8 protein-coding genes are annotated in these 13,798 nt (G+C 60.6%); 4 read left to right on the top strand and 4 right to left on the bottom strand.

Annotated elements, in window-relative coordinates:
- Nucleotides 1-596: 596 nt before the first annotated feature.
- Entirely contained in the window at nucleotides 597-2,981 is a 2,385-nt protein-coding gene (locus Q0Y42_RS05185; RefSeq protein WP_297800911.1) for a TonB-dependent receptor, read from the bottom strand.
- A gap of 205 nt (nucleotides 2,982-3,186) precedes the next feature.
- Here Q0Y42_RS05185 and Q0Y42_RS05180 point away from each other — a divergent pair, with 205 nt between their 5' ends.
- On the top strand, nucleotides 3,187-3,993 hold the full coding sequence (locus Q0Y42_RS05180; protein WP_297800908.1) for a hypothetical protein: 807 nt from the start codon (nucleotides 3,187-3,189) through the stop codon (nucleotides 3,991-3,993).
- Nucleotides 3,994-4,219: 226 nt separating this feature from the next.
- Here the strand turns inward: Q0Y42_RS05180 and hutI are convergent, their stop codons facing one another.
- From hutI to Q0Y42_RS05165, 3 genes are read right to left on the bottom strand one after another with little or no spacing between them, the layout of a single operon-like run.
- A complete protein-coding gene (gene hutI, locus Q0Y42_RS05175; RefSeq protein WP_297800905.1) occupies nucleotides 4,220-5,434 on the bottom strand; it encodes an imidazolonepropionase in 1,215 nt (404 codons plus the stop codon).
- On the bottom strand, nucleotides 5,431-6,321 hold the full coding sequence (locus Q0Y42_RS05170; RefSeq protein WP_297800903.1) for an agmatinase family protein: 891 nt from the start codon (nucleotides 6,319-6,321) through the stop codon (nucleotides 5,431-5,433). Before Q0Y42_RS05170 ends, hutI begins: the two co-directional genes overlap by 4 nt.
- Before the next feature lie 5 nt (nucleotides 6,322-6,326).
- On the bottom strand, nucleotides 6,327-7,025 hold the full coding sequence (locus Q0Y42_RS05165; RefSeq protein ID WP_297800901.1) for a UTRA domain-containing protein: 699 nt from the start codon (nucleotides 7,023-7,025) through the stop codon (nucleotides 6,327-6,329).
- Between the two features lie 100 nt (nucleotides 7,026-7,125).
- On the opposite strand from Q0Y42_RS05165, the gene hutU reads away from it, so the two are divergent.
- From hutU to Q0Y42_RS05150, 3 genes are all read left to right on the top strand, one after another.
- Complete coding sequence (gene hutU / locus Q0Y42_RS05160; RefSeq protein ID WP_297800899.1) at nucleotides 7,126-8,790, top strand: urocanate hydratase; 1,665 nt, start codon at nucleotides 7,126-7,128, stop codon at nucleotides 8,788-8,790.
- Nucleotides 8,791-8,794: 4 nt separating this feature from the next.
- Complete coding sequence (gene hutH / locus Q0Y42_RS05155; RefSeq protein WP_297800898.1) at nucleotides 8,795-10,327, top strand: histidine ammonia-lyase; 1,533 nt, start codon at nucleotides 8,795-8,797, stop codon at nucleotides 10,325-10,327.
- Between the two features lie 359 nt (nucleotides 10,328-10,686).
- Entirely contained in the window at nucleotides 10,687-13,680 is a 2,994-nt protein-coding gene (locus tag Q0Y42_RS05150; protein WP_297800896.1) for an autotransporter domain-containing protein, read from the top strand.
- The last annotated feature ends 118 nt before the right edge of the window (nucleotides 13,681-13,798 follow it).

Genomic DNA, 13,798 nt, shown 5'->3' with positions numbered 1-13,798 from the left:
AACCACCCAAAATAAAATCGACAGCCATAGACCCCCCAACCAAATGAAGACGCGGTACAGGTGACACTCCTCGGATTTTGAAGACGTTCCCCCAACCTAAGTCGATGACCTTGTGCAGCCTCATGCACGCCTCCCACGCCCTGAGGCCGGATCTCAATTCCTTCGTTTCAGGGGGGTCTTCATACGAGACCGTAGACGATTTCTGGCTACGCGCGCGGCCATCGGACTTCTCTCGAAGCACAATGAGTTCCTGTGGGGCAGTGCAGATGTCCTCAGCCAGAACCAGCCCCTGCCCTGAAAACCACAGAAACAAATGCTCTGTCCCTCTAAGACGCGACAGATAGCCCCGCCCTCCACAACCGAAGCCATAGTAAAAGCCTAGTACAAACGAGCGCTACAACCGAATTTTACATGGTCACAAGTGAAACACTCCCCCCCTTCAAAGCTCAGCTAAATTTCTCCCTCGCACCATTGCATCCGACACCAGAGCTCAAACGTATACCAGCGCCCGATCGGTTATGATCGTGCGCTGGCGCGGTGCGGCTCAGAACATTTTTAGTAGCGTCCGTTAATCGCCTCACATTGGAAGCAGGCCCTTAAAATCGGACGGACAGCGTTACCCCCATAGTCCGGCGCTCAGCCGCACTCACCGGGAATCCGCGGGGCGAATCCCCACCTGGCGACTGGACCGGTGCTGCGCCGTAATCCACGTATCGCAGCGCCCCGATTGGCGAGTCATCATCCAGAAGATTTCGAGCCCACACGTTGACCTGGAAGTCCTTGAACGACAGGCCCGCATTTAGATTCACCCTCTGTGAAGCCGGCACCTTGATCAGGTTGTGAACCTGACCAAAGAAGGAGCCAACATAGGTGAGGTCGGTTGCAACGAACCAGTCGACATCATTCCAGTTCGTCGTACCTTCATATTTCAGGCCAATGCTGCCCGAATGCTCAGAGACGAGTGGCGTGCGGCGGCCGACGATAGAAGCCGCATCAAGGCATCCAAGACGCGAAAGATCCACGAAATAGCTGGTCCCTCCGGGCACCAGACTTTTACATGCGACGCCCAGATGAAGGATGGCCTCATCATTATCCACCCCTTCAGTAATTTCGGTATCCAAGAAGGTGTAGGCGAAGCGCACAGAGAGGCCCGACGTCAAATAGCGAAGACCCTCAATTTCGAGGCCGTTGACCTCCGTCTCGCCGATGTTCGCCATGTAGCTGCCGGTAGCCGTAGCTGTCTGGAACGTTGAGCTCAAAACCTGATTATCGATGACGTTGTGGAACAACGACATATTCAGATACCGGAACCCGAACAGCGAAGTCTTGGCACCAATTTCTGTATTGGTCAGGCGTTCCTCGTCATAGGTCGCGACCGGCGAGGTAACCACATTAAAGCCGCCGGGCGAGTTACCGACTGCATACTGGGCGTAGAGATTCAAATCTGCAGACGGACGCCATGTCACGCTGACACGCGGCAGGAAAGTCTCGAAAGTGGCTGTACGGCTATCTGTATTCCCGACCACTTGGCTGGGTAGAGGGTTACGCAGTTGGGCAATCTGCTGCGGCGTGAACAGGTCACTGACACGATAGGACTGACCGGTTTGAGTGACCGTGTCCTTCTGCCAACGCCCTTCCAGGCTAAGGGTCAGGTTTTCCCTGAGATCGTATTCCAAGCCACCAAAGGCAGCGAGATTTTCGATTTCATAGATCGCCTCCATCACCTCTGGGCCAACTTCGGTGAACTCTAGGAAATCCCGCAGCGGCGTCGTTTTATCAGCGCCATAATAGCCGCCGACAGACCACCGGAGCGAACCTATTGCAGGCCCATCAAAACGAAGTTCGTGGGTTACCGCCTCGCGATTCTGAGCCCTGGTATCGTTGAAGACCGTAGCCGAGCAATCGCGGTTGGAGATCGGCACGAACGGACAAGACGCTCCCATGAGCATGAACTCACGGTCGTCGTAGCTCAGATCCAACCCCGTCTTGAGGTAGGTTTTCGAGCGTCCGGCCAAGTAGGACAGTCGAGCGCCGCTTTCAGCAAACTCGTAGCTCACATTTCCCATCACCGCGTGCGTCTCGCGCTCCAAGCCGGGCGACGCGACGCGGTCGGTGTTAATTCTAAAGCTAGTCGGCGCTTTTACCGTGCCACAATAATATGGGCGGGTTGTGAGATAGCAGTTGTTCTCCGAAGCGGGCATGAGGCTGACAGCAGCCTGATTTTCCTCGGACTTAATGCCGTAATATCTCAGCGAAGCCTCAAACCCGCCTTCCGGTCTGAAGTAGAGACCAAGGTTGTGCGTGTCCGACGAACGCGCACCCAACATCTCACGATAGCCGATCTCGTTTTGGTATTGGCCTCCGAACTCCGAGTGGCTGAGGCCTGCTACGAAGCCCAAGGTGTCGTCCACGGGGCCGGAGAGATTGATACTGTAGTCGAGGCGTCCGTCGCTGCCGGAAGTAACGCTGGCGCGTCCGTCCAGATCACTGCCAGGACTACGGGTAATCATGTTGACTGCGCCCGACAGGGTACCGCGACCGTAAAGGGCAGATTGCGGCCCCCGCATCACTTCCACCCGCTGGAAGCTATCCATATCCAGAGTGGACAGCGCGCCAAACCAAGGCACGCCATCGATAAAGACGCCAACCTTGCCGTCCGCCACTATGAGGTTCGATGCGCCACGAATAACAGGGCGGTCATTAAAGCTGCCGAATGCCGGCTGCATTTGAAAGCCCGGCGTGTATCGCGCGACATCGACTACGGTTTCGACCTGCAACTGAGCCATGGCTTCGGCGCTCATTGCAGTCACCGAGACTGGAATATCCTGCGCCGACTCTTCGCGTTTTCGCGCGGTCACGACGATGTCTTCGAGGAACGCGGCGGCGACCTGACCACTGTCCTGCGCATGAGCACTACTTCCAACTGTAGTGAGCGCGGTAAAAGCGGAAGCCGTGACGAATAGTAAGCAGGATGTCTTCATCGGTCAGTGCCCCTTTTGGCAAGGAGCCCCCTCCGGCCCCTAGGTTCTGAAACTAATACGCGTCCTCATTTACAAACTTCGCGCAGACCTCAGGCCACCTCGGGGATTTCAATCAACCCAATCTGAGAGGGGGCGTTGACACTGCGATAACATTGTTAGACATGTATTCAAATGAACACAAGAGGTCACATTTGGAGGGGTTAGTATGAAAATCGTACGGGGTATTTTTTGTGCCGCGAGCGTAGCCTTGGCCGCCATTCTGGCACCGCTACCTGCAGCCGCTAACGGCTTTGACGAGCAACTGTTCAAAACCTGGCTGGAGGTTAGAACTGGCGGTTTGGAGGCCTCGGCGGTCTATTGGTACTCGACCGGAGAGATCACAGAGTTTCCAACCGGCAAGGTCCTAGCCATCGTAGAAGGTTTCGATACAGCGCGACTAATTCCAGATCCTGACTATCCTGGCGGATACATACAGTTGTCTCGAAAGGTATACATCTATCGCGACCCGACGACTAAGAAGATACTGACCGAGGTCAACGGCGTAGCCCTCGATCCAATCCTCTTTACGTATCAGAAAATCCACTACCGATTGGTGGGTGACCGCCTGCAAACCATTTCCGTGATGGGCACGGGTGATCGAGTCAGTACTACGGGCCCCCACGAGGTCATCACAGCCCGCAGAATTGGCGACATGGTGAACTTTACGGTCCCGGTATATCGCGACAGACCTCTGCCCAACGGTCAGCGTTTGCAGATGTTCGAGACCTACGATTTCTTTGTCATGCCAGAGACCGCTGAGCTGGAGCACCATGAGATGATTAGCTTCGTCTCATCGGTTCCAACGCCGCCTGCTCTTGGCACTGGCACAGCCTACCTGCACCAGGTTGGTTGGCGCTTCAGCAGGTTCGAGGACCTGCCCGCATCAATTCGAGATTTCGTCACCAATGAGCAACCATTGTGGCTCGCTCCTCCTCGCGACCTTGAGGAGATCAAATCCCTACAAGGCCAATAATCATAGCAAACAGTATGAAAGTTTTAGATTGAAATATACCTGACCGATTGAACAATATAAGTATTGTTTAATCACGAGCCGCGCTTGATAGCTTCAAACTATTGAGCGCGGCTATTTTTTATCACTGATATTATTGAATATACGATCCGTCATTTTACCAAATTGCAACCACAACAACAGTTTTTCTCTTGACATCCATCCCACCTGTTCGGATTCTGCGCACGTTTTACAGAAGCACGCCGTTGACGTAGACGACGGCGAGCAACGGTGCGCCCAGCCAGTAACTTAGCTCTGCCGGACGCTGGATGTCCCACACCGCCAGATCGGCCCGTTTGCCGACTTCTATCGTTCCCACGTCATCGTTGATTCCAAGCGCGTGCGCCGCATTTCGTGTGGCACCAGCCAAGGCCTCTTCAGGGGTCAGGCGGAACTGCACGCAGGCCAGATTGAGCGTCGCCGTCATGGACGCCACGGGAGACGTGCCGGGGTTGCAATCTGTCGCCACCGCCATCCTCACCCCATGGCGACGCATTAGTTCCACGGGCGGCGTCTTCGTCTCACGCAGCATCAGGAAGGCGCCGGGCAGCAGAACCCCGACCGTCCCCGCATCGGCCATGGCGCGGATGCCGGCCGCGTTGGCATATTCGATATGGTCCGCCGACAGGGCACCATAGCGGGCCGCCAATGCCGCGCCGTCGCTGTCAGACAACTGGTCCGCGTGAAGCTTTACCGGAAGGCCCAGCGATTTCGCCTTGTCGAACAGGCGGCTGACCTCATCGACCGAAAAGGCAATCGGCTCGCAATAGGCATCCACCGCATCGACCAAGCCTTCGGCATGGGCGGCGGGCAGGATGTCATCCACAGCCTTATCCACATAGGCGACGCGGTCGGATTTGTGCTCCGGCGGCAGGGCGTGCAGACCCAGATAGGAGGTGCGAACTCGCACCCCGCCTTCGCGCCCGATCCGGCGGGCGACGCGCAGCATCTTCAGCTCGCTGTCGCGTTCCAAGCCATAGCCGGACTTGATCTCCACTGTGGTGACGCCAGTGTCTTTCAGCCCCAGCAAACGCTTCATGGCCGAGGCGAAAAGCTGGTCTTCACTCTCCTCGCGGGTCGCCCGAACCGAAGAGACGATACCGCCTCCTGAGCGGGCGATATCCTCATAGCTGACGCCTTCCAACCGCTGCTCGAACTCGCCCGAGCGGTCGCCGCCAAACACCAGATGGGTGTGGCAGTCGATCAACCCGGGCGTGACCCAGCGGCCTTCCAGCCTGTCCGTGCGGACGGCAGTATAATCGGGCAGGTCGTGCCGCGCCCCGATCCAGACGATCACCCCGTCGCGGATCAGGATCGCGCCATCCTCGATGGCTCCATAGGGCGCGCCCCCTTCGGTCATGGTGGCCAGTCTGCATTCGGTAATGAGCAGGTCCGCCTCGATCATCGCGCCGAAACTCCGCTCAGGATCTCGCAGAACCACCGCCCCGCCGTCAGCGAGCCCAGATCACCGACCTCGAGCGACGGATCGTATTCCGTCAGGTCCACCACGCGCACCTTGGGATGCGCACCGACCACGCGGGCGGCGTCGAAGAACTCATGCACCGATACGCCGCCCGGCCTTGCTCCCGGTGAGGCGGGCCACTGGCTGCGGTCGATCACGTCGATGTCGAAATCGACGTAGATGGCTACGCAAAGGGCCGACAGGCGCTCCAGTTCATCGGCCACCACAGCGGCCAATCCCTGCTCGCGGCATTCGCGGACTGTGCGCACACTGATGCCCGCCGCCTTGGCCTTTTCATGGGCGCGGCGGGTGTTGGCAAAGGGGGCCAAGCCCACCTGACTGATGCGGCGTCCGTCCAGGCCGTCATCCAGCAGGGCCTGAATGGGGTTACCGTTGGTCAGGCCCTGATCGGTGTCGCGCAGGTCGAAATGGGCATCCAGAGTGAGAACGCCCACGCGATCCAGCCCCAGTGCGTGCACCCCCGCGCGAGTGATCGCGTTATTGCCGCCGACAAGGATGGTCAGGTCGCGATGCTCGTGTTCCTTCACCGCATCGCGCACCGGCTCGAATGCGTCCGCGGGCGAGACAGCCTTCAACGGCACATCGCCCGCATCATGCACGCGGATGTCCAGTTCCAGACCCGTCTCGACATCATAGGTCGAAAGGCGTGGCAGAACGCCCCTCAGCGCCTTTGGTCCCAGATCGCACCGCCCCGGCGTCAGCGACCGCTCGTTCAGCGGTGCCCCCACCAAGGCCACGCGCGCATAGGGATAATCTCCGACCAAGTCCCCGACGGAACGCCAACCCAAGGCTTCGGACTGTTCACTCATGGCGGTCATCCTTTCGTGGGGGAAAAGCGCGCGACCAGATCATAGGCCGTGCCGGGGAAAATCTGGGTGGCGCGGGTCACGCCCTGACCGTCGCGCCATGTCCGGCGCTCCAGCCGCAGACAGGCCGTGCCGTCGGCAAGGCCCAGATGGCTGGCCGTCTCGCTGTCGGCGGCGACGGCGGAAATGCGGTGCTCGGCCTCGGTCCAGGGCATATTGGCGAGCAACCATCCGCCGGGGGGCTGGGCCGCGAAATCCGCCGCTTCCGCATCGGGCGCGGCATCCAGAGAGATCAGACGCCGCTCGAACACGAAGGGCAGCCCGTCCGACAGGTGCAGTGTCGCCAGTTCGATCACGCGGCTGCCCATATCCTCGCCCACCGTCGCGGGCCGCACGATCCGCGCCAGCAGGGTGTGACTGTAGGCCAGTCCCCTACCCTCGACCTCGGACTGGATGTCGGGAATGGCGACCAGCGCCGAGGAATGCACCGGAGGATGGGCGACCACCGTGCCCGCCCGGCGACGGCGCACCACCAGCGAACGGGCCGCCAGATCGGTAATCGCCCGCGACACCGTCATGCGCGCACAGCCGTATTCGGCCATCAGCTCGGCCTCGGTCGGGATGCGGAACCCCGGCTCCCACTCGCCCGAGGCGATCCGGCGCTCGATGTCACCGGCGATGCGTCTGTGCAGCGGCTCAATATCCATGGGCCGACCCTGCATCGCGACAACAATAATGTCTAGACATAATGGAAAACCCGTGCAGAACTCCGCTCGTCAAACAGCGATGTTGCATGGAGCGTTACCGATGACCACCGCCAATAGCCGCGTCATCCGCAGCCCCCGCGGGCCGGAGAAAACCGCCAAGACATGGGCCGCAGAGGCCGCCATGCGCATGCTGATGAACAACCTCGACCCCGAGGTGGCCGAGCGCCCCGAGGACCTCGTCGTCTATGGCGGAATCGGCAAGGCGGCCCGCAACTGGCAGGCCTTTGACACCATCGTCGAGCAGCTCCAGCGCCTCGAAGCGGACGAAACCCTGCTGGTCCAGTCGGGTAAGCCGGTCGGCGTGTTTCGCACACATGCGGATGCCCCGCGCGTGCTGATCGCCAACTCCAACCTCGTGCCCAAATGGGCGACGTGGGAGCATTTCAACGAACTCGATAAAAAGGGTCTGGCCATGTACGGCCAGATGACCGCCGGATCGTGGATCTATATCGGCACCCAGGGCATCGTTCAGGGGACCTATGAGACCTTCATGGAGGCGGGTCGCCAGCATTATGGCGGTGACTGGTCGGGCAAGTGGATCCTGACCGCCGGCCTTGGCGGTATGGGCGGCGCGCAGCCGCTGGCCGCGACCATGGCGGGCGCGTCCTGCATCGCCGTGGAGTGCCAGCGCAGCCGCATCGAGTTCCGCATCCGCACCCGCTATCTGGACGTCATGGCCGAAACGCTGGACGAGGCGATGGCCCTGCTGGAACAGTCACTGAAAGACGGTAAACCGACCTCCATCGGCCTTTTGGGCAATGCCGCCGACATCCTGCCGGAAATGGTCAAACGCGGCATCCGCCCCGATCTGGTGACCGACCAGACCAGCGCCCACGATCCGGTCAACGGCTATCTGCCCTCGGGCTGGACCGTGGCCGAGTGGGAAGAAAAGCGCGTCACCGCCCCCGCCGAGGTCGAGGCGGCATCGCGCCCCTCCATGGCCAAACACGTTCAGGCCATGCTCGACTTCCAGAAGATGGGCATCCCCGTCACCGACTACGGCAACAACATCCGTCAGGTCGCCTTTGACGAGGGCGTGAAGAACGCCTTCGACTTCCCCGGCTTTGTGCCCGCCTATATCCGCCCGCTGTTCTGTCGCGGCATCGGCCCGTTCCGCTGGGCCGCCCTGTCGGGTGATCCCGAGGACATCCTCAAGACGGATGAGGCAATGAAGAATCTGTTCCCTGACAACGCAGGCCTGCACCGCTGGCTGGACATGGCGGGCGAGCGTATCGCCTTCCAGGGCCTGCCCGCCCGCATCTGCTGGATCGGTCTGGGCGACCGCCACCGCGCGGGGCTGATGTTCAACGAGTTGGTGAAATCGGGCGAACTGTCGGCCCCCATCGTCATCGGCCGCGACCATCTGGATTCCGGCTCCGTCGCCAGCCCCAACCGCGAGACTGAGGCCATGATGGACGGCTCGGACGCCGTATCCGACTGGCCGCTGCTGAACGCCCTGCTGAACACGGCGTCGGGCGCGTCATGGGTGTCGCTGCACCACGGCGGCGGGGTCGGCATGGGCTATTCCCAGCACTCCGGCGTGGTCATCGTGGCCGACGGCACCGAAGAGGCCGCCAAACGCCTTGAGCGCGTGCTGTGGAACGACCCCGCCACGGGCGTCATGCGCCACGCCGACGCCGGATACGACATCGCCAAGGACGCCGCGCGCGCCAACGGCCTGAACCTGCCTTCGCTGGACCTCTAAGACCATGACCACCGCAATCGAAATCGGGGCCGCGCCCCTCACCCTGTCGCAACTGCGCGCCGCGATGAACGGGCCGGTCCGCGTGTCCCTGACGGATGCCGCATGGGGCAATGTCGAGAAAGGTGCCGCGACGGTCGAGGCCATCCTGAAGGAAGGGCGCACGGTCTATGGCATCAATACGGGGTTCGGCCTTCTGGCCAACACCTCCATCGCTGCGGACGACCTAGAAACCCTGCAAAAGAACCTCGTCCTCAGCCATGCCTGCGGCGTGGGCGAGCCGCTGAGCGAAGACATCACCCGTCTGTTGATGGTGCTGAAGATCGCCAGCCTGTCCAAGGGCGCATCGGGCGTCCGCCGCCGCACGCTGGAAACCTTGATCGGCATGGTCAACTCAGGCGTACTGCCGCTGATCCCGTCCAAGGGCTCGGTCGGTGCCTCGGGTGATCTGGCTCCGTTGGCGCACATGTCCAGCGTCCTGATCGGCGTGGGTGAGGCCCGCTATCAGGGTCAGGTGATGGATGCCGTCACCGCCCTGTCGAAAGCCGGACTTGAGCCGATCGTGCTTGGCCCCAAGGAAGGCTTGGCCCTGCTGAACGGCACCCAATGTTCGACCGCTCTGGCTCTGGCCGGACTGTTCGCGACCGAGGATGTGTTCGCCGCCACCATCGCTGCGGGCGGACTGTCGGTCGATGCACTGAAAGGCTCCGACGCGCCGTTCGACCACCGCATCCATGCCTTACGCGGTCAGCCGGGCCAGATCGACGTGGCAAAACGCCTACGCGAAATCCTGTCGGGCAGCGCCATCCGCGAAAGCCACCGCCACGACTGTTCCAAGGTGCAGGACCCCTATTCCCTGCGCTGCCAGCCTCAGGTCATGGGCGCGACGCTGGATGTCCTGCGCAACGCCGCCGCCATGCTGGAGCGCGAGGCCAATGCCGTCACCGACAACCCCTTGGTGTTCATCGAGGACGGCGACGTGATCTCCGGCGGCAACTTCCACGCCGAGCCAGTCGCCTATGCCGCCGACCAGATCGCGATGGTTCTGTGCGAGATCGGCAATATCAGCGAGCGCCGCACATCCATCCTCGTCGATCCGAAGATGAGCGAACTGCCTGCCTTCCTCGTCAAGGAAAGCGGCCTGAACTCGGGCTTTATGATCGCACAGGTCACGGCGGCGGCATTGGTCGCGGAAAACCGCATGATGGCCCATCCGTGCGTGATCGACACCGTGCCGACCAGCGCCAATCAGGAAGACCATGTCTCAATGGCCACCCACGGCGCACGCCGCCTGCTGGATATGGCCGAGAACACCGCCAATGTCGTCGGCATCGAACTGTTGGCCGCGGCCCAGGGCATCGACTTCCACCGCCCGCTGACCAGTTCACCCGAACTGGAACAGGCCTATGCCATCGTTCGCGAGGCGGCTGCCCCCTACACCAGCGACCACTATTTCGCCCCCGATATCGCCCGCGCCACCAAGGGCGTGCGCGAAGGCCGCTACCGTCCATTCGCGGGCGAGCTGCTGCCGTCAGCCTGACGGGAACGGCATCCAAACATCAGAAGAGCCGCACGTCCTACAGGCGTTGCGGCTCTTTTTGTGTCCGCAACCTCACACCGCAGAAGACATTAGCTTTCATAATAATACTGAACGCAAGGTGCAATAATACCGAAGTTATATTCATTTTGTCCTGAATACATTCGGCCACGCTTACAAAAATGCGGCTAATTGATCACAATAATGATGCTATCCAGATGAATTTACTAAATTGAAAAACCGCTCAGCTTGTACATGAATAACATTGTTACAATCGTTGTTCATCGGTAACGAGTGACGGTATTGAACGCATGTTTCCATCTTCAAAGATTATTCAACACAAACGCAGCAGTAACGGCAGCTTGAGAAAGCTGGCACTCGCGACGACGGCCTCTATCGGCGCTCTCGCCTGCTTCACCAGCGAAGCCATGGCCGGCCAATGGCATATCAATGGCAACACGCTCTACTATACCGGCGGCGTCTCGCGGGATGACCCCTATGAGCTGCTCGGCATTCTCTCGAGCGCCGAGGAACAAGGCGTAACGATCAATACGGTGGTGTTCCGAAACTCTCCGGGTGGCGCAGCTTCGGGCGGTGTCGGCATGGGCACGGTCATCCGCGCCTATGGCCTGGATACCGTGCTGGACGGCGGCTGTTTTTCGGCCTGTGCCGATGCCTTTGTCGGCGGGGTGAACCGCTACTATACGGACTACAACATTCCGGCCTACAGCCTGTGGAAAGGGACAGAACTGGGCATCCACGGCGCCGCATCCGGCGGCCAGCCCCTGCCCTACCCCCAGCAAGAGATCTACATCGACTACTACCGCGAAATGCTGGGCGATGAAGGCTTTGCCATCGCGGGCGACCGGATCATTCAGGCGCACTATGAACTGACCCAGCAGTCAGGTTTCCTGCGCTATTTCGATCCCAACAAGACCGATATCGCGACCCGTTTCTGCCCGACCGCCAATCTAGGCGAGGACGGTAACTGTACTGCCTATCCCGACGTCACAATGACCTCGGACACCATCGCCACCTCGGGCGAATATGTGACCGTCAACGACCGGCTGTTCGTGACCAACAATGTCTCGGGCAATATCGAAACCAACTGGGACAAGGGCGTCCGTTATTCGTCGAATCTGGAAGGCTTGGCCCAGTTCCACGTCGACTTCCCGGAGTTCGACTTTACCGACAAATACAGCTCCGTGACGGTTCTACCGGGCGGAAAATGGTCCTTGGATACCGCCGCAGCCGCCGAACTGGTGATGGTGGACGGCGGCGAGCTGGAGATGTTGTCCAATTCGCGCGTCGAACTGGCCGAAGCGATCTTTGCCTATAACGGCGGCATGATCCGCATGAACGGCGGCGAGCTGAATACCCTGACCGAGGTGTTCAATGGCGGCGTTCTGGCCGGCAACGGGACCCTTGGTGCCACCATGGTGATCCGCGACGGCGGCACCTTGATCGCGGACGGGTTGGTCATGCGACCCTATGATTTCGCGCCCATCGCCCCGTTCGGCTTTTCGGAGAATCTCCGCACCGAGAAGATGCGGATCGGTCAGGGCCGTATTCTCAACGTGCTGGATGGCGGTACCCTCGCCTTCAGCGTCTCGAACCAGACCACCCAATCCCCGCTGACGCTGGAACAGGCGCGCTACTTCCTGATCGAAGAAGACGCCTTCTACGGCGACTTCAACATCTATTCGAACCACAACAAGGCCCAACTGGCGATCGGGGAGAAGGCGGCGCTCGCGCTGGATATCCAGCAGGGATATTACGCCAGCGGCCACATCATCCCGCTGGTGAGCGGCATCGTGGACAGCAGCCCGCTGCAACTCCCTGTCGAGCCGTGCACCGATTCCCCTCAAGGCTATCGCGGCTATAACGGTGTCTATTGCGGCTTTGCCGACGAAGACCTTGAAATGGAGGCTCCGGACATTCCGTTCGTTCAGGGCAAGTTCCTGACCGCCAAGCGCATCGGCGACGATGGTTATGAGGTGGACCTGACCAAGGACGGCGCGGTCTTCCACGCGCGCAATAACTCGCTGCTGACCTTCAACATCCTGCAATCGGGTGACGGCATTTCACTGGAAGCTAATCCGGCGTTCGAGGATGTGGCCCTGTTCGGCAACTCCCGCTCCGGTGACGGTCTGGGCATTGCGCTGCGCGATGCCTCGCACGATCCGAACACGACGCTGGCCCCGCTGCTAGGTTATCTGCAGTTTGCCGATCGCGATATCGCCCGCCGCCAATCCGGTGCCCTGCGCGGTGACGGACATTCGACCCTGCGGCTAGCCGGACGCAGCTTCATCGACAACTTCTCCGAAGCTCTGCACACCGCGACCCGCAATCCGGTCGCCCGCTCCATGAGCGTGGGCACGCCGATGGCCTCTGCCACGACCGACCTGATGTATCAGGAAGGCCGCATCGGCATTGGCGGCGGCGACAATGGCTCCATGGTTGTCGCAGCGCCCGCCCCCACTGTACGCAGCCCTTACGACCTGTCGCGCCCCACCACCTTCTGGGCCAGCGGCTTTGGCCGCAGCGGGGCCATCAAGGCCTATGAGGACATCGGCAAGGTCGAATACAACGGCTATGGCGTTCTGATGGGTGCCCACCGCGAACTGTCGGACCGATTCCGCCTGGGTGCCGCCTTTGGCTATGGCACGCTGAACGCCAACACTCGCCCCAACAACAACTTCAATGGCGAGATCGATGCCCTGTCGGTCGCGGTGTACGGCGATGCCAACTACCGTCGCGGATATGTGTCGGGCCAGATCGGCTATACCAATCTGGAAAGCGATACCCGCCGCGTCATCAGCGGTATCGACGGCCTGGATGGCAGCACCCGCTCTGAATACGACAGCAACGCCTTCTTCGCCCGCTTCGAGCATGGCTTCCAGCTGGGGTCCAAGGACAACGCCAGCGTGACCCTGCTCGCCCCCGTGGTGGACTATGTGAACATGTCCGGCACGACCTTTAAGGATCAGGGCAACAACCCAACGGCCCTTGAAGGCGATCTGAAGGACGTTGAGAGCCTGCGTGCCGGTATCGGCCTGCAATTCCAGAAGGAAGTCATCAAGGACGACTGGCGCGTCACCCCCTATGCCCGCGTCGTCTGGCAGCGCGAGTTGCAGGATCGCGATGCGATCTCGGTCAACCACTTTGCACTGGCACCGGAACTGGCGTTCGACGCGGCATCACGCCAACTGGGGCGTGACGCGGTGGACTGGAACATCGGCCTGCGCAGCTCGACCCGTTCGGAGAATGTGAACATCTCGGTTGAGTATCAGGGCCAAGCCATCGGCGGCGAAACCGCCCACGGCCTGCAAGCGGCCATCCAGTACCGCTTTTAATCAGCGACTGACTTCCAACCTTGGGGCGCGATCCGAAAGGGTTGCGCCCTTTGTCTTCCGCCCGCCTGTGTCTCCTATGCGACGCACGGAACAGGCTTTGTCCTTCGGTCACTTTCTC

Origin of the sequence: uncultured Brevundimonas sp. (assembly GCF_947305955.1) — a bacterium.
In the GTDB taxonomy this organism is placed as follows: domain Bacteria; phylum Pseudomonadota; class Alphaproteobacteria; order Caulobacterales; family Caulobacteraceae; genus Brevundimonas.
This window is presented reverse-complemented; position numbering and strand designations above follow the sequence as displayed.